The organism is Glutamicibacter sp. HZAU (genome assembly GCF_004100365.1).
In the GTDB taxonomy this organism is placed as follows: domain Bacteria; phylum Actinomycetota; class Actinomycetes; order Actinomycetales; family Micrococcaceae; genus Glutamicibacter; species Glutamicibacter nicotianae.
Genome location: NZ_SCKZ01000013.1, coordinates 23195 through 44554, shown reverse-complemented (window position 1 = coordinate 44554; position 21360 = coordinate 23195). Strand labels below are relative to the sequence as shown.

Sequence of the window (21360 nt, the reverse complement as noted above, 5' to 3'; positions counted from 1 at the left end):
GAGGTCCTTCGAAAATATGTTCCCCTGCCGGGACATCAGGCGCTGCGGGCCAGCGAGCCATGCACGCGCACCAGGCGCCACCGCTCAGTTTGCGCATCAAAACTCACATCAACGCTGCGCACTTGGCTGGATCCGCGCACGGCGACCAGCTGCAGGCGCCACATCTCATAGTCGGCAATCCCCGCACCAGCCCCGCGGGGAATCCGCAGGTTCTCGTCCCACCATTTGCGGCGCTCGAACCAGCGCTGCGGTTCGGCCACCAAGCGATAGTCCTGCCCCTGCCAGCTCACGCGCAACGGCATTCCATTCGCTGCGCGAGCTACCTCGATCGACTCGGTGAACATCCCCACGTGCGCACTCCTTACCTAGTAGAACTATTCTATTCGAACACGTGTTCGAATGACAGTTACACTAGTCAGCGCGACCGACAGTTTGGGTTAGCCGAGCGCAGCGGCTCGCAGCGCCGACGGGCTGGCTGAATACGCCCTGCGAAAGGCCGTGCTGAACGCAAATGGCGAGGTACCCGATGGGAGCGGTGCCCCGCTGGCTATCGGAGCCTGAGCCCGAGGCGCAGCCCTTGCACCGTCACATACTTTCCGGGAAACCCGTGGCGCACCTGCGCAAATTGGCTCTGGGCGAAACAGCCTGCGTCATTGTGTCACGAATGTTCCATAAGCGACTGGGACACCGATAGCATCGAGACAGCAACAGTCAATCGTTCCAGGAGCTAAATCCCATGCCTCATAAGGTCAAAGCCGTTGTTTCCCGCGCCAAGGATGCGCCGGTAGAGGTCCTCGACATCATCGTTCCGGACCCGGGTCCCGGAGAAGTAGTCGTCGACGTGCTCACCACCGGTGTCTGCCACACCGACTTGCACTACAAGCTCGGCGGCATCGGCGACGAGTACCCCTACCTGCTGGGCCACGAGTCCACCGCAGTCGTCAGCCAGATCGGCGAGAACGTCACCAACGTGAAGGTCGGCGACCGGGTGATCCTGAACTGGCGTGCAGTCTGCGGCCAGTGCCGCGCCTGCGCCAAGGGCGAGCCGAAGTACTGCTTCAATACCTTCAATGCCACCCAGAAGATGACCCTCGAGGACGGCACCGAGCTGTCGGCCGCCCTGGGCATCGGCTCCTTCGCCGAGAAGACCCTGGTCCACTCCGGCCAGTGCACCATCGTGGATGAAGAAGCGGATCCGGCAGCCGTCGGCCTGCTCGGCTGCGGCATCATGGCCGGCATCGGCGCGGCGATCAACACCGGCGAAATCAAGCGCGGCGAGTCCGTTGCCGTGATCGGTTGCGGTGGCGTCGGAGCCGCCGCCATCGCCGGCGCGCAGCTGGCCGGCGCGACCACCATCATCGCGGTGGACGTCAACCCTGACAAGCTGGAAACCGCGAAGACCTTCGGCGCCACCCACACCGTGGATTCCTCGAAGGTCGACGCCGTAGAAGCCATCCAGGAACTGACCGGCGGCTTCGGCGCCGATGTGGTGATCGACGCGGTAGGCCGTCCGGAAACCTACAAGCAGGCCTTCTACGCCCGCGATCTCGCCGGCCGCGTGGTGCTGGTGGGCGTCCCGACCCCGGAGATGAAGCTCGAGCTGCCGTTGCTGGACGTCTTCGGCCGCGGCGGCTCGCTGAAGAGCTCGTGGTACGGCGACTGCCTGCCAAGCCACGACTTCCCGATGCTTGTCGAGCAGTACAAGCTCGGCCGCCTGGATCTGGACTCCTTCGTCACCGAACGCATCAAGATCGATGAAATCGAAGAAGCGTTCAAGAAGATGCATGAAGGCACCGTGCTGCGTTCGGTGGTGGAACTCTAATGGCTGCCCGCATCGAGAACGTCGTCACCTCCGGCACTTTCTCGCTGGATGGCGGCACCTGGGATGTCGATAACAACGTCTGGATCATCGGCGATGATTCCGAGGTCATGGTGATCGACCCGGCACACGATGTTGCCAAGATCCGCGAAGCCGTGGGCGATCGCGAGGTCATGGCCGTGCTGCTGACCCACGGGCACGACGACCACATCCGCGCCGCCGGCGAATTCGCCGACGCCGTAGATGCACCGCTGTTCCTGAACCCGGAAGACCGCATGCTCTGGGAAGCTGTCTACCCTGAGCGCGACGTGGACGCAGAAATCAGCGAAGGCGATTCATTCACCATCGCCGGCACCTCGCTGACCGCGCTGCACACCCCGGGGCACTCGCCAGGTTCAACCTGCTTCTATGCAGAAGACCTCGGCGTGCTGTTCAGCGGCGACACCCTGTTCAACGGCGGGCCGGGTGCCACTGGGCGCAGCTACTCCAGCTTCGAGACGATCATTGAATCGATCCGTACCAAGCTGCTGGTGCTGCCAGCTGAAACGGTGGTCAATACCGGTCACGGCGATGCCACTTCCATCGGCGCCGAAGCGCCGAACCTGGATGAATGGATCAAGCACGGGCACTGACCCGCGACAGCGATTCCACCAAATGGCGGCAGCAGCCGGCCTGCGGGCCGGCTGCTGCCGCCATCCTTGTTTCCCGCACCATCGATGGAATAATGAATCCATGCCTGAAACGCATTTGCGGATCCAGAGAACGGCAGGCTATGGCGGCCTTGCCGGCCTGCTCTGCGGCCTCGTCTTGATCTGGCACGACGGCCGCCAACCGGTGGCCGCTGCCGCAGATAGCTTCCATTCGGCCGCAGGAGCGATCTCGCAGTCGCCGAGCCCGGTGCTTCTTGCCGGAGGAGCGCTGCTGTTCTTCGGCGTCGTCACTCTCTGCTTGGCTGCCGGGATCCTCCTGATGCGCCGCACCCTGGCGGTGCGCCCCCTCAGAGTCGTGCCCTGGATCCTGGCCGCGCTCGCCTTGGCCTTGTTCCTGGCAGGGGCCGGGTTGAAGATCTGGGATACGCTGCAGCCAGTGCCTTTGGGATGGTTCGCCTACGAGCCGCTGACGCGCGCACAGCTGTCCTCGCTGGCCACCTCCCCGGCGGGCGTTGCCGCTCGGCGGCTGATGGGACTGGGGCTGGCAGTATTCGCAATGGCCAACGGCGCCTGGATGGTGAAGCACGCCGCCCGGCACCAGCGCTAGAACAGCGAGTTGCTGTGCGCTTCGATCAGCTCCGGAGAGTTGTTGCGCACATTGCCGACAGCGTTGTCGACCTCATGCATGGTCCATTCTGAAGCCACATCGAACGCTTCTGCACGAATCTGCTCGATCAGTCCTTCGCCATCTTCCTCGGCAGGGTTCATCCATCGGCCCATCATCTCCTTGCCCAGCGGAATGGGTAGGCGGTCGTGCAGGCCGGCAAGTTCGCCGAGCACCCCTGGTTCTTCTGCCGAAGGCGAGTCCATGGTCATGATCGAGGTGGAAAGAATCCAGGATCCGTCCTCGTCCTTCCACCATTCGTAGAGGCCGGCGAAGAATATCAGCTTTCCATCCTCGCGGTGCACATAGAACGGACGCTTCTTGCTGCCTTCCTTCTTCCACTCGTAATAGCCTTCCACCGGGACCACCGCACGGCGCTTCTTCACCGCGGAACGGAAGGTCGGCTTGGTGCTGGCGGTCTCGCTGCGCGCGTTGAAGGCACGCACCCCAACCGAAAGCTCCTTCGCCCAACCTGGCACCAGCCCCCACCGGGCTACATGGACCTGGCGGTGCAGATCATCGCCGATCAGCCGCTCGAGCACAATCGGCACATCGGTGGTTGGCGCAACGTTCCATGACTGGCGCAATTCCAGGTTGTCGTCAGCTTCGGCCTCGGCCTCCGCCACCAGATCGCCGATAGCTTTGGCCATCACATATCGTCCGCACATCGCTTGCCCCCTAGTCCGGCCTCAAGGAAAATCTGCTCCCCAGTCTAGCGAGCAGCGTCCGAGAATTCAGCGAACTTTTTCCGGCCAGCCGGGAACAAAGTCAACATGCGTGCCGTTACACCAACTATGAGCAATGAATTGAACCTTGACCAGTACGTTCCCGCTGCCGGCGGAGTCACCATGTTCACCACCAGCTGGTGCGGCTACTGCCGCAACCTCAAGCGCCTGATGGACCAGAAGGGTGTCGCCTACACCGAGGTGAATATCGAAGAAGTTGAAGGCACCGCGGAGATCGTCGAGTCGTTCAACAACGGCAACCAGACCGTGCCAACCCTGATTTTCCCGGACGGCACCGCAGCCACCAACCCGCGCATCGACGAGGTTGTCCAGCGCGTCGGGGCATAGTTCCAGCTGCAAAACCACGCATCGGCACTCCAAGCGGGTGCCGATGCCTTTTTAATCTGCGCTATGCGCCGTGCAACGTTGCGTGCTCGCGGTATTCCTCGAGCAAGGCGGAAATAAATGCTTCAGTGGTGACCCCTGCGAGCAAATCGTTCGCCGCGCCCACAGTCGTCGGATCCATGGGTACACCCATGGCTTGGTAGACCTCATCGAGGACCTGGCGCAAGGACGCAGAATCCTCGACAACAAAGACCGATGAGAACAGCCATGCGCCGGAAACTACACGCTGAGCCGTGCCAACCAGCTTCACTGGATAGTTGCGCGGCGAGTTCCCATCCGGCAAGCCGTGCACCGAGTAGTCCCCCGGACAATACTCCCCCGGGATCGGCCCGACCTGCGCATTCACGCCAAGGCGCTGGAAAGCGTTGGCATACACCCGGGCAAATACTTCGAAACGCGTCTGCTGGTGCATCACTGCTTCGGCTTCAGGCTCAATGTGGTCAACAATTAGTGTGCCGCGGTGATACGCTGCGGCCCGGCCGCCGGCTTTGCGCACCAATGGCGCGAAGCCGTGCTGCTGCGCCACCTCCCGAGCCGCCTCATAACCATCCAGCCGCACATCACGCTGGCCGAAAGCCATGGTCGGGTCTGGGCGATAGAGCCGCAGCAGGGAGCCTTTTTCGCCCGATTGGACGTCGCGCAGCAGCTGCACTCCGCGTTCTAGGTCAGCTGCCGGGTCTCCGCTCGGAACTTCGATTTCCACGGATAACGGCGCATCTGACTGGGCATTCCACAAACTCATGAAACTGAGTCTAATTCAGCGAAACGCTTCAGGTGGAGTAGATGTCACAGCAGCTGATTGCCGAAGGCAGGCATTTCTGGGCCATAATGAAAGGCGTGCCAAATTCTTCAACCCCTGTCATCCTGATTGCCGGGCCGTCCGGATCCGGCAAGTCCTATCTCGCGTCGAAATTCGGCCAGCCCCATCTGCCGCTGGACGAGTTCTACCGCCAGATCAGCGAAGACGGGAATCCCGTGCGGTTCCCTCGCACCGGTTACGGAGAAATCGACTGGGACGATTCGGCTACCTGGAATCAGGAAGCCGCGCTGCAGGCAATCGATGATTTGCTCAAGCGCGGCAGCACCATGGTTCCCAACTACTCCATCGCGACCTCGAGCTACACCGGGCATCGAGAAATCTCCTGCGCAGGTGGCCCGATCGTCGCCGAAGGCATTTTCCTCTACGAAATCCTTGAACCGCTGCGCGCCAAGGGCATTAATGTCCAGGCCTACTACGTCGACGAACCGGCACTGGTAACCGCTCTTCGTCGATTCGTGCGCGACGTGGCACAGCGCCGGAAGCCGATCTTGTTCTTGGTCAAGCGCGGCTATGCACTTTTCCAGGCCCACGGTGCAGACCGGGAAAAGTACCGCGAGCGTGAGTTCACGCTGAAGTCCAAGCCAGAGCTCAAGAAGCTGCTGGCCAAGCTTTCAACCGGCGCATCGAACTAGCGCGAACGAACCGTCAAGATCTGTTCGGCGCGGCCGAACGGGCCAGTTTCATCGTGCAGTACCGTTGAGGTCAGTCCGATGCCGTCGGTGCCGAAGCTCTGCTGGACATCCAGGCCCAGCCACTTGCCTTCCGGCATGCGGTACATGTGGATCTGGAGATCCACGTTCGGGTAGATCCAGGTCCCTTCATTCGGATCCACGCGTGGCACCACACCGTTGGCCGTGTCGATCATTCCCACCAGACTGGACAGCGCTGTAGCGTCCGCCGTGTCTACCAGCGCATAGGGCGTACGCAGCCATGCAACACCTCGGCCCGGGCGCAGCTCGTCGCCGGCGCGCATCTCGATGGATTTGATGTAGCCGCCGGGCCACTGCTCACTGATGTTTCGAACCGTGCAGGCATCGGGGCCCGGGATTTGCTGATCTTCGATCCCTGCCACAGCACTGGTGTCGCTCTTGATGACTCGCCACGCGCGTGCAACGATGCTGGTGCGGCCCTTGGCAGTCATCTCCGCCTCGATCAATTCAATCGTCCGGCCCGGTCGGACCATTCGCGTTGCGATCTCGAATTCCCCGGCATGGATAAGACCGTGGATCTCATAGCTGATCCGTGCGATGCGCATGTCGTCGCGGGGTTGGAAATTTTCCAGGGCGTAAGCCAGGATGCCAGAGGCGGGAGCCATATGCTGCTCATGCGGATTCCACGCACCCTGGGAATGCCACGACGAGCGATAGCGCCCTTCGCCCAGTGCTTCAAAATAGAAATCGCCATCAGCTAGGGTCTGTTCAAGCTCCTCGTTGAGCTGGTGCGTCATCGTTGCCCTCCCGGCATCACGGTGTTCAATACTCTGCCCTCAGGCTATCCAAGAGTAATAGAATTCACTAAACTAGCCGGCTGTGTCGTGCTCATGGGCTCGTTGGCCGGCATGATCCATGATTCCGAGCACCTCGGCAATGCCATTGACCGCCCACATGGCATGAGGAGTCATGGTGTCGAACTGCGCTGATTGCCCCGCCTTCACGTGATAGGTGCGCTCCCCCAGCTTCAACTGGATTTCGCCGAGGAGCACCGTGAACCATTCCTTGCCCGGATGAATACGCAATTCGGTGGGAGCAGGAGCTTGCGAAGGATCGAAACGCATTTTCGACACGTGCACCCCGTTAACCGCCCCATCGGTGGACAGCTTCCACATGGTGATCCCGGGCATCGAAATCGGCTCTGGTCGGATAATAATCTCGGCTTCAGAAGTGGACGCGAGCTCGTCCAGAGTGGTGTTCAGTGCTTTGGCGATCGGAATCAGCTGGTCAAGGGCAATACGCCGGCTCCCAGTTTCGATCCTGCTGAGCGTGGACACGCTGAGGGCGGCCTTGTTCGCCAACGATTCCAACGACCATCCGAGATTCTGCCGCAGCGTTCGAATGCGTTGCCTGATAATTTGATCAACCTCGACTTCTTGCGTCATGCGCAAAACGGTACACCTTTTGGCGCAAATCGTCGATACCTTGGACACAACACGGCATACAGCAAGGAGTAGAGACATGGAACATTTCGAAACGATCGTTATCGGCGGCGGCAGTGCTGGACTCGCGGCCGCAATTGCATTGGGCCGCTCGCGGCGCACAGTCTTGGTCATAGATGAAGGCCAACCACGAAACGAGGCAGCACAGCATGCCCACAACGTCCTGGGTAACGAAGGCATCAATCCCCTGGAACTCCTGTCCCGCGGACGGCAAGAGGCCATCAGCTATGGCGTGCAGATAATCGAAGGTGCGGTGGACCGCCTCACCGGTTCGCTGGACACCGGCTTCAGAGTCACAGCCTCTGGCCAATCTTTCAGTGCAGGACGTATCGTGCTGGCGACGGGTCTGGTCGATGACTTGCCTGCAATTCCGGGGTTGGATCGAGCATGGGGAGATACCGCAGCCCATTGCGCGTACTGCCATGGCTGGGAAGTTCGCGACCAGGAGATCCTGGTTCTCGGACTCGGCCCCATGAGCACCCATCAAGCCATGATGTTCAGCCAGCTGAGCCCGAACATCACCTTCATCAACCACAACCCGAGCGCATTGAACGACGAGAATCGTGCAACACTGGCCGCTCTGGGCATACCGGTCATCGAGCAATCGGTACAGGAGATCGAATTCGATGCCCAGGGAGATCTGGACTCAGTCAAGCTTGCAGATGGGCGGAATGTCAGCGCGCAGGCCCTGGTCGTTGCCAGCAAGATGAACGCGCAAGCCTCGCTCTACTTGTCGCTCGGCGGGCAGCTTGCCGAACACCCGCTTGGCACCTTCATCCAAGTCGATGACATGGGTGCTACCGCCCTGCCGGGAGTTTATGCGGCAGGAAACGCCAGCAACCTGGGCGCGATGGTCATGGCCGCGGCCGCATCCGGAACGATTGCTGGCGCTGCCATCAATGCGGATCTACTGGGCAAGCAGCTGGCTAAGGTCCAGGCGCAAGCGTAGCTGCAGTTTCTGGTTCTGCCCCCTCGAGTCCCGGTTCAAGGGGCAGAACCATGGCCAGCAGGTGGGTACGATAATAACGCTCGACATTTTTGCAGAGTATTTCATCTTATTAACTTACTAGTCAACAAACAAGTGGAAATTTCCGACCGTGTGGTTGTCGTCCGTACGGAGCCCACGTATTGCACGTCACGCCCCACCGACCGGCGATCAATGGTAGGCTTTATTTGTTACCTCGACGGTTGCAGGTGTGAGTCCCCGCCAGCAATTGTTAGCAGTAGGATTTGTAGCACAGCCAACAAATCGTCTGTGCTTTGCAAATCGGTTCATCGATCAACAGATTGAATGAACTCCTACCGAAACGAATTCTTCATCTTCTCTTCTTCACTGCAGATAAAACATCTCGACGACTCCGTGCGTCACTTTTCTGTGGATTCCTTGTTCTACTCCGCTAGCGTGGGGTCATTACCCGTTAGCAGCCTGGAAACCGACGATGTCTAAGCAAGTGCAGCGACCCCCGTTTTGGCCGATACCGGCAAAATCAGTATTCGATTGTCCGTATCGACGGCAGGCGAATCGTTCTCGGCAGCTCTGCGCGAGGTAACCCCTAAATTTTCCGATTCGGAACTTCGGATCGGCAACCCGGCCACATCGTGGCCAATCAATAAATAAGGAAATAAAACTATGGCCACTGGCACCGTAAAATGGTTCAACGCTGAAAAGGGCTTCGGCTTCATCGCTCCTTCGGATGGATCGGCTGACGTCTTCGCACACTACAGCGCAATCCAGAGCTTCGGTTTCCGTAGCCTCGAAGAGGGCCAGACCGTTGAGTACACCCTGGAAGCTGGTCCAAAGGGCCCACAGGCTACCAACATCCAGGCTCGCTAAGAGACTTTCTTCAAAGGTGTAGTTCCCCGCAAGGTTGGAACTGCACCTTTGTTGCGTTAACCGGTTTCTACTCGCATGCTTCGACCGGTGGGCGTTCGCGAAGGACCCCGACACCAAGCAATCGAGCTGGCACGGTCGTTAGCTTCGGGACCAAGCGAAAAGCGGAAGCTACCGGCATCGGCAGCCGGAAGTCGGCAATGGCCTCCATGACGCGGATCAGCCCTCGATGCATAACGCGTTGAACCATCTGGGTAGCTACGGTCGGAATGGTTCGGCGGCGCTGGACTGCTGCCACATCATGATCAGAGATCGTCCTGTCCCGAAGGGGCCGAGCCAGGATCCGTGCCGTTGCCACAGCGTCCTGCACGGCCAGGTTGACACCGATTCCCCCAACTGGGCTCATTGCATGGGCTGAATCGCCGATGCACAGCAGGCCCCGCCGCCACCACCGTTTGGCCCGGTTTAGCTTCACATCCAAAAGCTTCGCATCATCCAGGGCCAAATCCCGGACACCCTCTTCCAGCTCGGGTGCAGCTTGGATAATTGACTTCCGCCATGGATGAACACCCTCGGCGCGCAGCTGGGCATCGTGGCCTTTCGGCAGGAGCATCGCTGCTTGCACGTACCCCTTGCGCGGAATCAATACGAAAGAGCGATCCTTGGCGAAGACAGGGGTCAGTTCGTTCTTTCGGTCCACTGCACTCGGAATCTTGAACCACCACACATCGATAGGCACGGAGAATTCTCTCATCGGTATCCCTGCTGCCTCTCTGACGAGCGACCATCTGCCATCAGCCGCAATGGTGAGCAAAGCGCGCATTTCCCCGCTGCCGGACGAATCTTCATACCTGACGCCAACGATGCGACCGCCTTCAATAACCACATCAGTTACCGAGGTGCTCATTCTCAACTCGAAATTCGGTTCGGCTTCACCTGCGCGGGCCAATAGGTCGAGAAAATCCCACTGCGGAGCCATGGCGATGAATGGAAAAGGATGCTTCATCCGCGACAGGTCGAGAACGGTAGCCGGCGAGCCGTCGCTAGCGGGAATGCTTGCCTGGGTAACTTTGCTGTAGTCGATCTTCTCGAACTCGCTCATCAACCCGATTTCATCAAGCAACTGCAATGTCGAGGGGTGGATGGTGTCGCCACGAAAGTCCCTGAGGAAATCAGCGTGCTTCTCAAGAACAGTTACCGGCACGCCGCTGCGGGCAAGCAGCAAACCGGCCACCATTCCGGCCGGTCCTCCCCCAACGAGGATGCACCGCGTTTTCTCTGCCATGAGGTTGCTCCCCTCCATATGAAGTAGCCTGCTTCCAGCTTGGCACTACCCGCTAATCGTGGACAACATCGGAGCGGTTCGGCTTCAGATTCACAGCGATCATGACCATCGCAAAAATCAACAGGACCACGGCCAGCCCCTGGAACCCGACGGCGCCCAGAATCGGACCAGCGCTGAGACCGCCAAGTACACCAGCAAGATTCATGCAGAGATCCGAAGTCCCTTGCAGCTGCGGACGCTCCGAGATTCCGACCGCCCCGGTAATCATCGTTGCACCGGCAACGGTAGCCGCAGACCAACCGAGTCCCAGGCTCAGCAAAGCAAGCGTGGTCACGGTGTGGCTGCCTGCATCGCTCCACACGAGGATACTTGCCGTGATCAGCAATGCTTGTCCTGCAAAGACGATCGTCCGCGGGCCGGCCTTGTCCGTGAGCCAGCCGAATAGTGGCGACAACGCGTACATCCCGGCAACATGAACAGAAATGGTAATGCCGATGAGCGTCAGGCTGGCCCCTTGATGCTGCATGTGGATTGGAGTCATTGACATCATGGACACCATGTAGAGATGCGTTAAAGCCACGGTGAGCACCGCACGCCGGGCTGCAGGAGTGCTTTTCAGGATGCTCCAGCCTCGGCGGCGAAGCTGAGCGCTTTGTGCATGGGCCGCCGCCCGACGCTGCGCGACCTGCAAAGGATCCGGGCGTAAGCCCAACCAGTAAACCAGCACACCGATGAGTTGCGCACACATGGCAATGAGAAAACCGCCGGTAAACGGCGGAAGGCTGATAAATCTGGCGAGCTCTTCTCCAGGTTCGAACAGGTTGGGGCCGATAACGGCACCGATCGTTGTCGACCATACGACGACGGAGAGATCGCGGCCGCGAGTGGATTTGCTGGACAAGTCCGTGGCAGCGAATCGTGACTGGAGGTTCATTGCCGAGCCGGTGCCTAGAACCAGCATTCCGAGCAGCAGTAGTGGCCAATATTCAAGGAATGCTGAGGCAATGATGATGGTGACACCGCTGGCTGCCAGCAATGCGCCTGTTGATAGCGAAACGCGCCGGCCGAATTTCTGAGCGAGCATCGCCAGCGGAAGCGCCATGACGGCAGCACCCAAGGTATTCATGGTTGCTGCCATCCCGGCCAGTTCATCGAACCCGGAGACATCCACAATCAGCAACGACCCCAAAGTCAGGGTTGCGCCACCGCCCAGGCCTCCAAGAATCTGTCCTGCAGCAAGGACAGAAATGGACTTGCGTCGAATCCGTTGAATTTGCTGGTCGTCCAATGAACTTTGTTCATCCGAAGTGGATTCGATCTGCACATTGACTCCCCAGGCATTGGTAACTGCTCGTACTGTCCAAGTATCTACCAATTGTCGCTGTGCGTTGAGTATTGCATTGCTCATGACAAAGGCCCCACCAAAATGAACTGCTCCCCGAAAGTTGGACTGTAAAAGTCAACAACTTTAGGGGAGCATTTTCATGCACGCATTAAGCACACTATCCGAGTACCAACGCGAGCAACTCGTGGAACTCTTCGAGCAAGGCTATGGATATAGGTCTGTGGCATCAGTGTTTAAAGTCGGTGTATACGCGAGCAAGCGCCTCTACAATCAGTGGCGGTTACATGGCAGGCTATGCCTCATGGAGAAACCAGCAAAAAAGCAGTATTCCTTCGAGACCAAGAAGGAAATCGTTGACCGGTTCCTTGCAGGTGAAACTGCCATGGAACTTGCCGCAAAGTTCAACGTCAGTTCCGACGTGTTGGTTGCCGATTGGGTGCGGTTATGGCGAAAAGGCGGCGACGACGCACTGATGCCCAAACCTAAAGGACGCCCAAAAGGCTCCGTACCTAAATCGCCTTTGAGCGAAGAAGACAAGCTCCGCCAAGAAAATAAACGACTGCTAGCCAAGGTCGCTTACCTGGAAAAACTCCGAGACTTGAGGGATCAGGGGCATCGCTGAAAACCCAGGTGATTGTCACCCTCAAGTCAGAACACGACCTCGCAGACTTGCTGGCCGTAGCTGGCTTGGCCAGGTCAACCTATTACTACCATCTGAAGTTGATGGATCAGACAGATCCGTATGCGGACCTCAAAGCAGCCATCACCACGTCGTTTGAGAACAGCAAACGACGCTACGGGTACCGAAGAGTCCACATGGACCTGCGCGCTCAAGGATGGGCCATCGGCATGAAGCTGGTCCGTAAGCTCATGCGAATCCTAAATTTTCAGTCCAAAGCGCGCCCTAAACGACGCTACAACTCGTACCAGGGCGAGCAGAGCAAGATCGCTGAAAACCTGTTAGCCCGGCACTTTGACGTTGATACACCGGACACTGTTTACGTCAGTGACGTGACCGAGTTCAGGGTTGACCAGGAGAAACTGTATTTGTCTCCCATCATGGATCTGTTTGACCACAGCATCTTGAGCTACACGATCGCTTCGTCACCAACTACGGCGTTCACTAATCAGAGCTTGGCTCAAGCCTTAGGTTCGAAAGATTTTGGGAAGAAGCTGCTGGTCCATACGGATCAAGGATTCCAGTATCAGCATTGGTCGTGGAAGGCTTTGCTGCAGGAGCATGGTGCGGTGCAGTCCATGTCTCGTAAAGGGAACTGCTTCGACAACTCGGTCATGGAGAATTTCTTCGGTCATCTCAAGTCGGAGATGTTCCATGGAGAGCACTTCGCAGATTTCGAGGATCTCAAGGTGGAGATTGAGACGTACATCGATTGGTACAACGTCAGTCGGCGTCAGGAACGACTGAAGGGTATGACACCGATGGAATATCGATGCCATACCCTTGCAGCCTAAGCAGGACTATTATTTAGCTCGTCCAACTTTTGGGACCCAGTTCAAAATGGTGGGGCCGGTGTCGGGAAAGCCAGGGACTAGAAGTCCCAGTCTTCGTCTTCAGTGTTTACTGCCTTGCCGATGACGTAGGAGGAACCGGAACCGGAGAAGAAGTCATGGTTCTCATCGGCGTTCGGGCTCAACGCAGCCAAGATCGCTGGGGATACGTCGGTCACGGTGGATGGGAACATGGCCTCGTAGCCGAGGTTCATCAGGGCCTTGTTGGCGTTGTAGTGCAAGAACTTCTTGACGTCCTCGGACAGTCCTACCGGATCGTAGAGATCATGGGTGTACTGAACTTCATTTTCGTACAGTTCGTACATCAGCTCGAAGGTGTAGTCCTTCAGCTCCTGCTTGCGCTCTTCGCTGGCGCCTTCCAGGCCCTTCTGGAACTTGTAGCCGATGTAGTAGCCGTGGACAGCTTCGTCACGGATGATCAGGCGAATCAAGTCTGCGGTGTTGGTCAGCTTGGCGTGCGAAGACCAGTGCATCGGCAGGTAGAAGCCCGAGTAGAACAGGAACGATTCGAGCAGGGTCGAAGCGATCTTGCGCTTGAGCGGATCCTCGCCGTGGTAGTAGCCCTCAATGATCTGGGCCTTCTTCTGCAGGTTCACGTTCTCGGTGGACCAGCGGAATGCCTCATCGATTTCTTTGGTCGAGGCAAGGGTCGAGAAGATCGACGAGTAGCTCTTGGCGTGCACCGATTCCATGAAGGCAATGTTGGTGTACACGGCTTCTTCATGCGGGGTGAGTGCGTCCGGGATCAGCGAGACAGCACCTACGGTACCCTGCAGGGTATCGAGCAAGGTCAGGCCGGTGAAGACACGCATGGTCAGCAGCTTTTCGTCTTCGGTAAGGGTGGCCCACGACTGGATGTCGTTGGACAGCGGCACCTTCTCCGGAAGCCAGAAGTTATTGACGAGTCGGTTCCAGACCTCCACGTCTTTATCGTCCTGGATACGGTTCCAGTTGATTGCTTCAACCTTGTTGGCGAGCTGAATCTTCTCGGTCATTGCCCCTCATCGATCAGCAGAAATATGCAAAAAATGTACAGTAAGACTGACTTAAATCCTACCGCTTTTACGCCGTAAAGCATAACCTCTGCCTCTGTGATTCTCGCAGACTAATCCCCTTTGACTAGGCATTTAAACACGAGTAGCTGCCAATTCTTTTGGAGAATTGGCAGCTACTTGCTCAATAGGCTATAGCGTTGGCCGTAGCCTGAGGTTCCGGGTTACAGTGCGCAGGAAACGCAGCCTTCAACCTCGGTGCCTTCCAGCGCGAGCTGGCGCAGGCGGATGTAGTACAGGCTCTTGATGCCCTTGCGCCATGCGTAGATCTGGGCCTTGTTGATGTCACGAGTAGTGACGGTGTCCTTGAAGAACAAGGTCAGCGACAAGCCCTGGTCAACGTGCTGGGTTGCAGCAGCGTAGGTGTCAATGATCTTCTCGTAGCCGATTTCGTAAGCGTCTTCGTAGAAGTCGATGTTCTCGTTGTTCATGTAAGGAGCCGGGTAGTAAACGCGACCGATCTTACCTTCCTTGCGGATCTCGATCTTCGCTGCGACCGGGTGGATCGAGGAAGTCGAGTTGTTGATGTACGAGATCGAACCGGTAGGAGGAACTGCCTGGAGGTTCTGGTTGTAGATGCCGTGCTCCATGACCGAAGCCTTCAGCGACTTCCAGTCTTCCTGGGTAGGAATGTGCATGCCATCGAACAATTCACGGACGCGCTCGGTAGCTGGAGCCCATTCCTGCTCGGTGTACTTGTCGAAGAACTCACCGGAGGCGTACTTCGAGTTCTCGAAGTTGTCGAAGGTTTCGCCGCGCTCCATCGCGATCTTGTTCGAAGCAGTCAGCGCGTGGAACAGGATCGTGTAGAAGTAGATGTTCGTGAAGTCGATGCCTTCTTCGGAGCCATAGTAGATGTGCTCGCGAGCAAGGAAGCCATGCAGGTTCATCTGGCCCAGGCCGATGGCGTGGGACTTGCGGTTGCCATCGGCAATCGAAGGAACCGAAGCGATGTCCGACATGTCCGAAACAGCGCTCAGCGCACGGATGGCGATCTCAACCGAGGTAGCCAGATCCTTGCCGTCCATGGCCTTGGCGATGTTCATCGAACCCAGGTTGCAGGAGATGTCCTTGCCGACGGTCTTGTAGCTCAAGTCATCAGAGAATTCCGAAGCGGAAGAAACCTGGAGGATTTCCGAGCACAGGTTGGACATGGTGATGCGGCCGGCAATTGGGTTTGCCTTGTTCACGGTGTCTTCGAACATGATGTACGGGTAACCGGACTCGAACTGGATCTCGGCCAGAGTCTGGAAGAACTCGCGGGCGTTGATCTTGGTCTTCTTGATGCGCGCATCGTCGACCATGTCGTAGTACTTCTCCGTGACGGAGATTTCGCTGAACGGCTTGCCGTAGACGCGCTCGACGTCGTACGGGCTGAACAGGTACATGTCTTCGTTCTTGCGCGCCAGTTCGAAGGTGACATCCGGAATGACAACACCCAGGGACAGAGTCTTGATACGGATCTTCTCATCAGCATTTTCGCGCTTGGTATCCAAGAAACGGTAGATATCCGGGTGGTGCGCGTTCAGGTAAACGGCACCGGCACCCTGGCGCGCGCCGAGCTGGTTCGCGTAGGAGAAGGAATCTTCAAGAAGCTTCATAACCGGAATGACACCGGAAGACTGGTTCTCGATCTGCTTGATCGGGGCGCCATGCTCACGCAGGTTGGTCAGCGACAGGGCAACACCGCCGCCGCGCTTGGACAGCTGCAGCGAGGAGTTCACTGCGCGGGCGATCGACTCCATGTTGTCTTCGATGCGCAGCAGGAAGCATGAGACGAGTTCGCCACGCTGCGCCTTGCCGGCATTCAGGAAGGTTGGGGTGGCAGGCTGGAAGCGGCCTTCGATGATCTCGTCGACCAGGTGCAATGCAAGCTTCTCGTCGCCACGTGCCAGGTGCAGGGCAACCATGCAGACGCGGTCTTCATAGCGCTCCAGGTAGCGCTTGCCGTCAAAGGTCTTCAGAGTGTACGAAGTGTAGAACTTGAAGGCGCCCAAGAAGGTTTCGAAACGGAACTTCTTGCCGAAGGCATGCTTGAACAGATCCCGGATGAAGTTCATCGAGTACTGGTCGAGGGTTTCGCGCTCGTAGTACTCGTGCTTGACCAGGTATTCAAGCTTCTCGTCCAGGTCATGGAAGAACACGGTGTTGTTGTTCACATGATCCAGGAAGTACTGGCGTGCGGCGTAGCGGTCTACCTCGAACTGGATCTTTCCATCTGGACCATAGAGGTTCAGCATGGCGTTCAGGTCGTTGTAGCTCAAGCCCTGGAACTGGGCTGGAAGCTCCTTAGAGCTCTTCATCGTTGCTGCCGGTTCTGCGACGCTGGTGTCCAAAAGGTTTCAAGCCCTTCTTTGACGTTGAGAACGTCTTCTGAGGTTCCCATAATTTCGAATGTATAAAGCACGGGTACGTTGCATTTCTCGGCAATGCGTTTGGCCGCAATGCAGTAGTACTCGCCGAAGTTTGTATTCCCCGCACCGATCACGCCGCGAAGATTCGCCCGGTTCACTTCATGCCGCAGGAACTTCATGATCTGCGGCATGATCGAACGTTTGCCACCCTCACCGCCATAAGTGGGTATGAGCAGCACATATGGGGCTGTCGAGATGAGCTGCGGTTCGGTCGCATAGACCGGAATCCGCGCAGCATCCATCTCGAGTTTCTCCACGAAACGCTTGGTATTCTCCGAAACCGATGAGAAGTAGATCAGGTTCGAATCGGTGAATTCCAGCGGTTCCTGGGCCTCAGCATTTTGCCTGTCGGCAAGTGCTGTAGGTGCCATTATTTTTCGCCTCCACTACAAGTTAGCGGATGGAGTTCTGAATTAGTTGGCTGGTGCCAGCAGTTCGATCTTGTCTGGGCGGAAGCCCGACCAGTGATCGTCATCGGTGATTACGACAGGTGCCTGCATGTAGCCCAAACCACGAACGTGCTCCAAGGCTGCCGCATCCTGAGAGATGTCTACCTTGTTGTACTCGACACCCTTCTTATCCAGCGCGCGGTAAGTAGCGTTGCACTGAACGCAGGAAGGCTTCGTGTAAACCGTGATGGCCATGTCCCTGATCCCCTTTGGAAAGTCTATTTTCGGCTAGGTTCCCGGAATTTCGGAAAGTTCCTAGCCATCCTCTCGGATGCCTCGAAAGCACTGTTTCGAGGTGCTTCTGGTGCGAGCCACACCAACGGTTTCAATACTACATCTTGTGTTTGGCCGGTCAAGCGGCCACAACATGATGTATTACAAGTATGTCATTCATCCACGAAGACGTCCACAGGATCTGTGGATATTACCCCCCGTTTAAACCGCGATTTCTCGCGGACTCGAGTCCTTTGTCCACAGGTTGGCAGAACTCCATTGTGGGTTAAAAATTCTTCTGTGAGATGTTCGTCGGCGTGTTCCGCGTCCCCTATCTAGTTCCGGGTGCACAACGTGCACCACTACATGTAGTGTCCGCCCCGCCACGGACAGTTTGGGCAGCGCAGAACCGATTGTGGAGAACGCGAATCTAGGGACAGCTGAGCAATATCAGCTGCCCCTGGTAACGACGCTCAGCAGCGACGCAGACGCCCTTTAAGCCTGGTAGGTGCGGGCACCGAAGATTCCCTGGCCCACGCGCACAACGGTGGCCCCTTCGGCGATGGCCAGCTCGTAGTCGCCGCTCATGCCCATGGACAGGTGCTGGAAGCCGTCAGGAGCATCCTGCTGCAATTGGTCACGGGTCTCGCGCAGCAGCGAGAAGCTGCCGCGGATGGATGCTTCATCGGTGGTATTCGCCGCCATGGTCATCAGGCCCACCGGCTTCAATCGGTCCAGCGGCGCCAAACCGGCAAGCAACCCGGCTGCCTCGCCAGCCTGGATTCCGGATTTGCTTTCCTCCCCCGAGGTATTGACCTGGATGAAGACCTCCAGCGTCCGATCTTCGAGGTCCAAGCGGCGTTGCAAGGTCTCGGCGAGTTTCAGCGAGTCCAGCGCATGGAATTCATCAGCGAACTTCGCCACGAACTTCGCCTTGTTCGTCTGCAGCGGACCGATGATCGCATAGCGCAGGTGCGGGAACTCCTCGCAGAAATGCTCGTACTTGCCCTGGGCCTCTTGGACCTTGTTCTCCCCCAGCGTGTCCACACCGGCGGCAATGGCCAAGGCCAAGCGGTCGGTATCGATGGTCTTGGTCACCGGCAGCAGCCGGACCGAGCCGGCGTCTCGGCCCGCAGCCGTTGCCGCAGCGGCGATCTTCTGGTTGACAGTTGCCAGGTTGCGGGTGAAATCCTCGATGGTGGCCGCATGCAGAGCGGCAGGTTGCGAAGCCAAAGCGCCAACTTTCTGATGTCACAAACGTGTTGCTGGTGCCAAGGGCACCAGCAACAAGCATAGGCACAAATCCGCTAGAACAGTTGGCGCCAGTTGGTTTTCGCCAGATCCAGCAGCTCATCGCCGCGCCCGGAGAGCACGGTCCTCAAGGCGTACAAGGCAAAGCCCTTGGCCTGTTCCAGCTTGATTGCCGGAGGCATCGACATCTCCTGGCGGTCGGTCGACACATCCAGCAGCGCAGGCCCGTCATGAGCCAGGAATTCTTCCACCGTGGCTTCGAGCCGCGCCGAATCATCCACCCGGTAGCCCTTGAGCCCGGAGGCGGTGGCCACGGCCCCGAAGTCCGGATTGTGCAGATCGGTGGCGTAGGTGACGAACCCGGCGGCCTTCATCTCCAGTTCCACGAAATTCAGCGAGGAGTTGTTGAACACGACGATCTTGACCGGCAGCTTGTTCTGCGTGGCAGTGAGCAGCTCGCCGAGCATCATGGCCAATCCGCCATCCCCGGCGAAGGCGATCACCTGGCGCTGCCGGTCAATTGCCTGGGCGCCCAGGGCGTGGCACAGCGCGTTGGCCATGGAACCGTGGTTGAAGGAGCCCAGCACCCGGCGCTTGCCGGTCATCGAGAGGTAGCGGGCCGCCCAGATCACCGGGGAACCCACGTCGGCGGTGAAGATCGCATCTTCATCTGCGTGCTGGTCGATCAGCCGGGCCAAATACTGCGGGTGGATTGCGGCGCCGGCCTTGGAGGGCGTAGCCAGCTCGTCGAGCTTCGTACGGGTCTTGCGGTAGTGCTCCACCGCGGCCTCCAGGTGCTTGCGGTGGGTCTGCACCGGAAGCACGGCGGCCAGTGCCGCGGCCGTGTCCTTCACCGTGCCGACCAGCGGGATGTCCACCCGGGTGCGCTTGCCGATCTGCTCGCCGCGGATATCCACCTGGATGATGGTCGCATCCTGCGGGTAGAACTGCTGGTAGGGGAAATCGGTGCCCAGCATCAGCAGCACATCGCATTCGGCGATCGCCTTGGCGCCCGAAGCGAAGCCCAGCAGGCCGGTCATGCCCACATCGTACGGGTTGTCGTATTCGATATGCTCCTTGCCGCGCATGGCATGCACGATCGGCGCACCGAGCTTGCCAGCCAGCTCGATGACCTCCTCATGCGCTCCGGCCACGCCCGCACCGGCGAGAATGGTGACCTTGCGCGAGGCTTCGAGGACCTCGGCGGCGCGCTCGAGCTCCTCTTCATTGGGCAGCACCCGCGGATTGGTCTTGATGATCTTCTGCGTTGGCGTGCGTTCCATCTCCGCCAGCGCCACATCGCCGGAAATCACCAGCACCGCCACACCGCGCTTCTCGATGGCCTCGCGCATCGCAATGCGCAGCATCCGGGGCATCTGCTTGGGATCGGAAACCTGTTCGGCATAGACCGAGCATTCGCGGAAGACTTCGACCGGGTGCGTCTCCTGGAAATAGTTGGAGCCGATCTCCCCGGTAGGGATGTGCGCGGCGATCGCCAGTACCGGGACGCGCGAGCGGTTCGCGTCGTACAGCCCGTTGATCAAGTGCAGGTTGCCCGGTCCGCACGAGCCGACGCAGACGGTCAGCTCGCCGGTGATTTCCGCCTCCGCCGCTGCCGCGAAGGCGGCGGCTTCCTCATGGCGGTGGTGGACCCATTCGATCCGCCCGTTCTCCCGCAGGGAATCGGTCAAGCCGTTCAGGGAATCGCCCGGGATGCCGTAGATGCGGCGCACTCCCTGGGTATCGAGCTGTTCAATCAGGTGGTCGGCTACGGTAGGCAAAACATTCCTCCTGCACACAATGTTCCAGTGGGTCTGCTCTTCACCCTACTGCGTCGACCGGCTGCTGTCATGGGCATACGCCGCAACTTCAAGTTCTTCCCAGCACACCGGCCTGTGACAGGACGAACAAGCGCAGACCGGCCTCCCACGCCGCCGGAAACTAGCCGGCGAACCCTGGCCAATAGTGCGAATCAGGCAAGGCCCGTGCACCGAATAGGCCCTGGCCCACGCGCACCACCGTGGCTCCATCGGCAATGGCCAGCTCGAAGTCCCCGCTCATCCCCATGGACAGCTCTTCCACGCTGCCCAGGTTCAATTGGCGAAGCTCTTCGCGCACGGCAACCAGCTTCCGGAAGCAGGCGCGGACCAGTTCCTGCTGTGGCGAGAACACCGCCAAGGTCATCAATCCCTTAACCTGCAGCCGCTCGAAGCCCTGCAACTGCCTGAGGAATTCCGGAGCCTGGCCAGGTTCCAGCCCGAACTTGGATTCTTCTGACGACGTGTTCACCTGGATGAACACTTCAAGGGTGCGGTCCTCGATCTCCAGCCGGCGCTCCAACGCCTGTGCCTGGCGCAGATTATCCAGGGCCTGGAACTCGTCGGCGAACCGGGCCACGTACTTGGCCTTGTTGGTTTGCAGGTGCCCGATCACCGAGTACTTCAGCTGCGGCAGGTCCGCCAGCGCCTGGGATTTCTCCCACGCTTCCTGCACCTTGTTCTCCCCCAGCCAGTGAACCCCGGCCGCGATCGCCAGGCGCAGCCGTTCAGCCGGGACCGTCTTGGTAACCGGCAGCAGCCGCACGCTGCCCGCCGCCCGACCGGCCTTGGCCTCCGCCGCGGCAATCCGCGCGCGGATGGAAGCCAGGTTCGCTGCGAAATCCGCTTGGGTGCTCGCATGCCGCGCTGCTGGACTTTCAGTCATCTTCCCTCCTTGGCTCTCATCCTAGGCACCAATCGCCTGCGTCCGCACCTGC

At 58.7% G+C, this 21360-nt stretch carries 21 protein-coding genes and 1 pseudogene; 8 read left to right on the top strand and 14 right to left on the bottom strand.

Annotated features, from left to right (window positions below):
- Nucleotides 1-35: 35 nt before the first annotated feature.
- Nucleotides 36-344, bottom strand: coding sequence for a DUF6504 family protein (locus EKH49_RS15775; RefSeq protein ID WP_236641205.1), 309 nt, complete (start codon nt 342-344; stop codon nt 36-38).
- 392 nt (nt 345-736) lie between these two features.
- Between EKH49_RS15775 and EKH49_RS15770 the strand changes: the two genes are divergently transcribed.
- From EKH49_RS15770 to EKH49_RS15760, 3 genes are all read left to right on the top strand, one after another.
- Entirely contained in the window at nt 737-1822 is a 1086-nt protein-coding gene (locus tag EKH49_RS15770) for an S-(hydroxymethyl)mycothiol dehydrogenase (RefSeq protein ID WP_128471607.1), read from the top strand.
- Nucleotides 1822-2451, top strand: a complete 630-nt coding sequence (locus EKH49_RS15765) for an MBL fold metallo-hydrolase (protein ID WP_128471606.1) — start codon at nt 1822-1824, stop codon at nt 2449-2451. The genes EKH49_RS15770 and EKH49_RS15765 overlap by 1 nt, the downstream gene beginning before the upstream one ends.
- A gap of 100 nt (nt 2452-2551) precedes the next feature.
- Nucleotides 2552-3076: a hypothetical protein gene (locus tag EKH49_RS15760; protein ID WP_128471605.1), complete on the top strand. Its 525-nt coding sequence runs from the start codon at nt 2552-2554 to the stop codon at nt 3074-3076.
- Here EKH49_RS15760 and EKH49_RS15755 read toward each other — a convergent pair.
- Complete coding sequence (locus EKH49_RS15755) at nt 3073-3801, bottom strand: SOS response-associated peptidase (protein ID WP_128471604.1); 729 nt, start codon at nt 3799-3801, stop codon at nt 3073-3075. The two genes, EKH49_RS15760 and EKH49_RS15755, sit on opposite strands and share 4 nt — an antisense overlap.
- A 126-nt stretch (nt 3802-3927) precedes the next feature.
- Between EKH49_RS15755 and EKH49_RS15750 the strand changes: the two genes are divergently transcribed.
- Nucleotides 3928-4206, top strand: coding sequence for a glutaredoxin domain-containing protein (locus EKH49_RS15750; protein WP_128471603.1), 279 nt, complete (start codon nt 3928-3930; stop codon nt 4204-4206).
- A gap of 61 nt (nt 4207-4267) precedes the next feature.
- On the opposite strand, the gene EKH49_RS15745 is transcribed toward EKH49_RS15750, so the two are convergent.
- Entirely contained in the window at nt 4268-5005 is a 738-nt protein-coding gene (locus EKH49_RS15745) for a lipoate--protein ligase family protein (RefSeq protein ID WP_128471602.1), read from the bottom strand.
- A gap of 86 nt (nt 5006-5091) precedes the next feature.
- Here EKH49_RS15745 and EKH49_RS15740 point away from each other — a divergent pair, with 86 nt between their 5' ends.
- Nucleotides 5092-5715, top strand: a complete 624-nt coding sequence (locus EKH49_RS15740; protein WP_442903517.1) for a uridine kinase family protein — start codon at nt 5092-5094, stop codon at nt 5713-5715.
- Here the strand turns inward: EKH49_RS15740 and EKH49_RS15735 are convergent.
- Nucleotides 5712-6530, bottom strand: coding sequence for a thioesterase family protein (locus EKH49_RS15735; RefSeq protein ID WP_128471600.1), 819 nt, complete (start codon nt 6528-6530; stop codon nt 5712-5714). The two genes, EKH49_RS15740 and EKH49_RS15735, sit on opposite strands and share 4 nt — an antisense overlap.
- Before the next feature lie 72 nt (nt 6531-6602).
- Nucleotides 6603-7178, bottom strand: coding sequence for a helix-turn-helix domain-containing protein (locus EKH49_RS15730; RefSeq protein WP_128471599.1), 576 nt, complete (start codon nt 7176-7178; stop codon nt 6603-6605).
- 76 nt (nt 7179-7254) lie between these two features.
- Between EKH49_RS15730 and EKH49_RS15725 the strand changes: the two genes are divergently transcribed.
- Nucleotides 7255-8184, top strand: coding sequence for an NAD(P)/FAD-dependent oxidoreductase (locus tag EKH49_RS15725; RefSeq protein ID WP_128471598.1), 930 nt, complete (start codon nt 7255-7257; stop codon nt 8182-8184).
- A 681-nt stretch (nt 8185-8865) separates the two neighbouring features.
- Nucleotides 8866-9069 (top strand): cold-shock protein, encoded by a 204-nt coding sequence (locus EKH49_RS15720; RefSeq protein ID WP_013349123.1) that lies wholly within the window; start codon nt 8866-8868, stop codon nt 9067-9069.
- 67 nt (nt 9070-9136) lie between these two features.
- On the opposite strand, the gene EKH49_RS15715 is transcribed toward EKH49_RS15720, so the two are convergent.
- Complete coding sequence (locus EKH49_RS15715; RefSeq protein ID WP_128471597.1) at nt 9137-10351, bottom strand: FAD-dependent oxidoreductase; 1215 nt, start codon at nt 10349-10351, stop codon at nt 9137-9139.
- A 52-nt stretch (nt 10352-10403) separates the two neighbouring features.
- Nucleotides 10404-11675 (bottom strand): MFS transporter, encoded by a 1272-nt coding sequence (locus EKH49_RS15710; RefSeq protein ID WP_128471596.1) that lies wholly within the window; start codon nt 11673-11675, stop codon nt 10404-10406.
- A gap of 227 nt (nt 11676-11902) precedes the next feature.
- Here EKH49_RS15710 and EKH49_RS16750 point away from each other — a divergent pair.
- Nucleotides 11903-13169: pseudogene (locus EKH49_RS16750) on the top strand (IS3 family transposase).
- A gap of 77 nt (nt 13170-13246) precedes the next feature.
- Here EKH49_RS16750 and nrdF read toward each other — a convergent pair.
- The 7 genes from nrdF to EKH49_RS15670 all read right to left on the bottom strand — a co-directional run bounded on the left by nrdF (nt 13247) and on the right by EKH49_RS15670 (nt 21308).
- A complete protein-coding gene (nrdF, locus tag EKH49_RS15700) occupies nt 13247-14221 on the bottom strand; it encodes a class 1b ribonucleoside-diphosphate reductase subunit beta (RefSeq protein ID WP_128471595.1) in 975 nt (324 codons plus the stop codon).
- Nucleotides 14222-14442: 221 nt separating this feature from the next.
- A complete protein-coding gene (gene nrdE / locus EKH49_RS15695) occupies nt 14443-16581 on the bottom strand; it encodes a class 1b ribonucleoside-diphosphate reductase subunit alpha (RefSeq protein WP_128471594.1) in 2139 nt (712 codons plus the stop codon).
- Nucleotides 16578-17063 carry a class Ib ribonucleoside-diphosphate reductase assembly flavoprotein NrdI gene (nrdI, locus tag EKH49_RS15690; RefSeq protein WP_128471593.1) on the bottom strand — a complete coding sequence of 162 codons (486 nt, stop codon included), beginning with the start codon at nt 17061-17063 and terminating at the stop codon, nt 16578-16580. The genes nrdE and nrdI overlap by 4 nt, the downstream gene beginning before the upstream one ends.
- 42 nt (nt 17064-17105) lie before the next feature.
- Nucleotides 17106-17336, bottom strand: a complete 231-nt coding sequence (gene nrdH, locus EKH49_RS15685; RefSeq protein WP_013349130.1) for a glutaredoxin-like protein NrdH — start codon at nt 17334-17336, stop codon at nt 17106-17108.
- A gap of 513 nt (nt 17337-17849) precedes the next feature.
- Nucleotides 17850-18587 (bottom strand): YggS family pyridoxal phosphate-dependent enzyme, encoded by a 738-nt coding sequence (locus tag EKH49_RS15680; protein WP_128471592.1) that lies wholly within the window; start codon nt 18585-18587, stop codon nt 17850-17852.
- Nucleotides 18588-18661: 74 nt separating this feature from the next.
- Nucleotides 18662-20386 carry a ubiquinone-dependent pyruvate dehydrogenase gene (poxB, locus tag EKH49_RS15675; RefSeq protein WP_128471591.1) on the bottom strand — a complete coding sequence of 575 codons (1725 nt, stop codon included), beginning with the start codon at nt 20384-20386 and terminating at the stop codon, nt 18662-18664.
- Nucleotides 20387-20546: 160 nt separating this feature from the next.
- On the bottom strand, nt 20547-21308 hold the full coding sequence (locus EKH49_RS15670; protein WP_128471590.1) for a YggS family pyridoxal phosphate-dependent enzyme: 762 nt from the start codon (nt 21306-21308) through the stop codon (nt 20547-20549).
- Between the last annotated feature and the right edge of the window lie 52 nt (nt 21309-21360).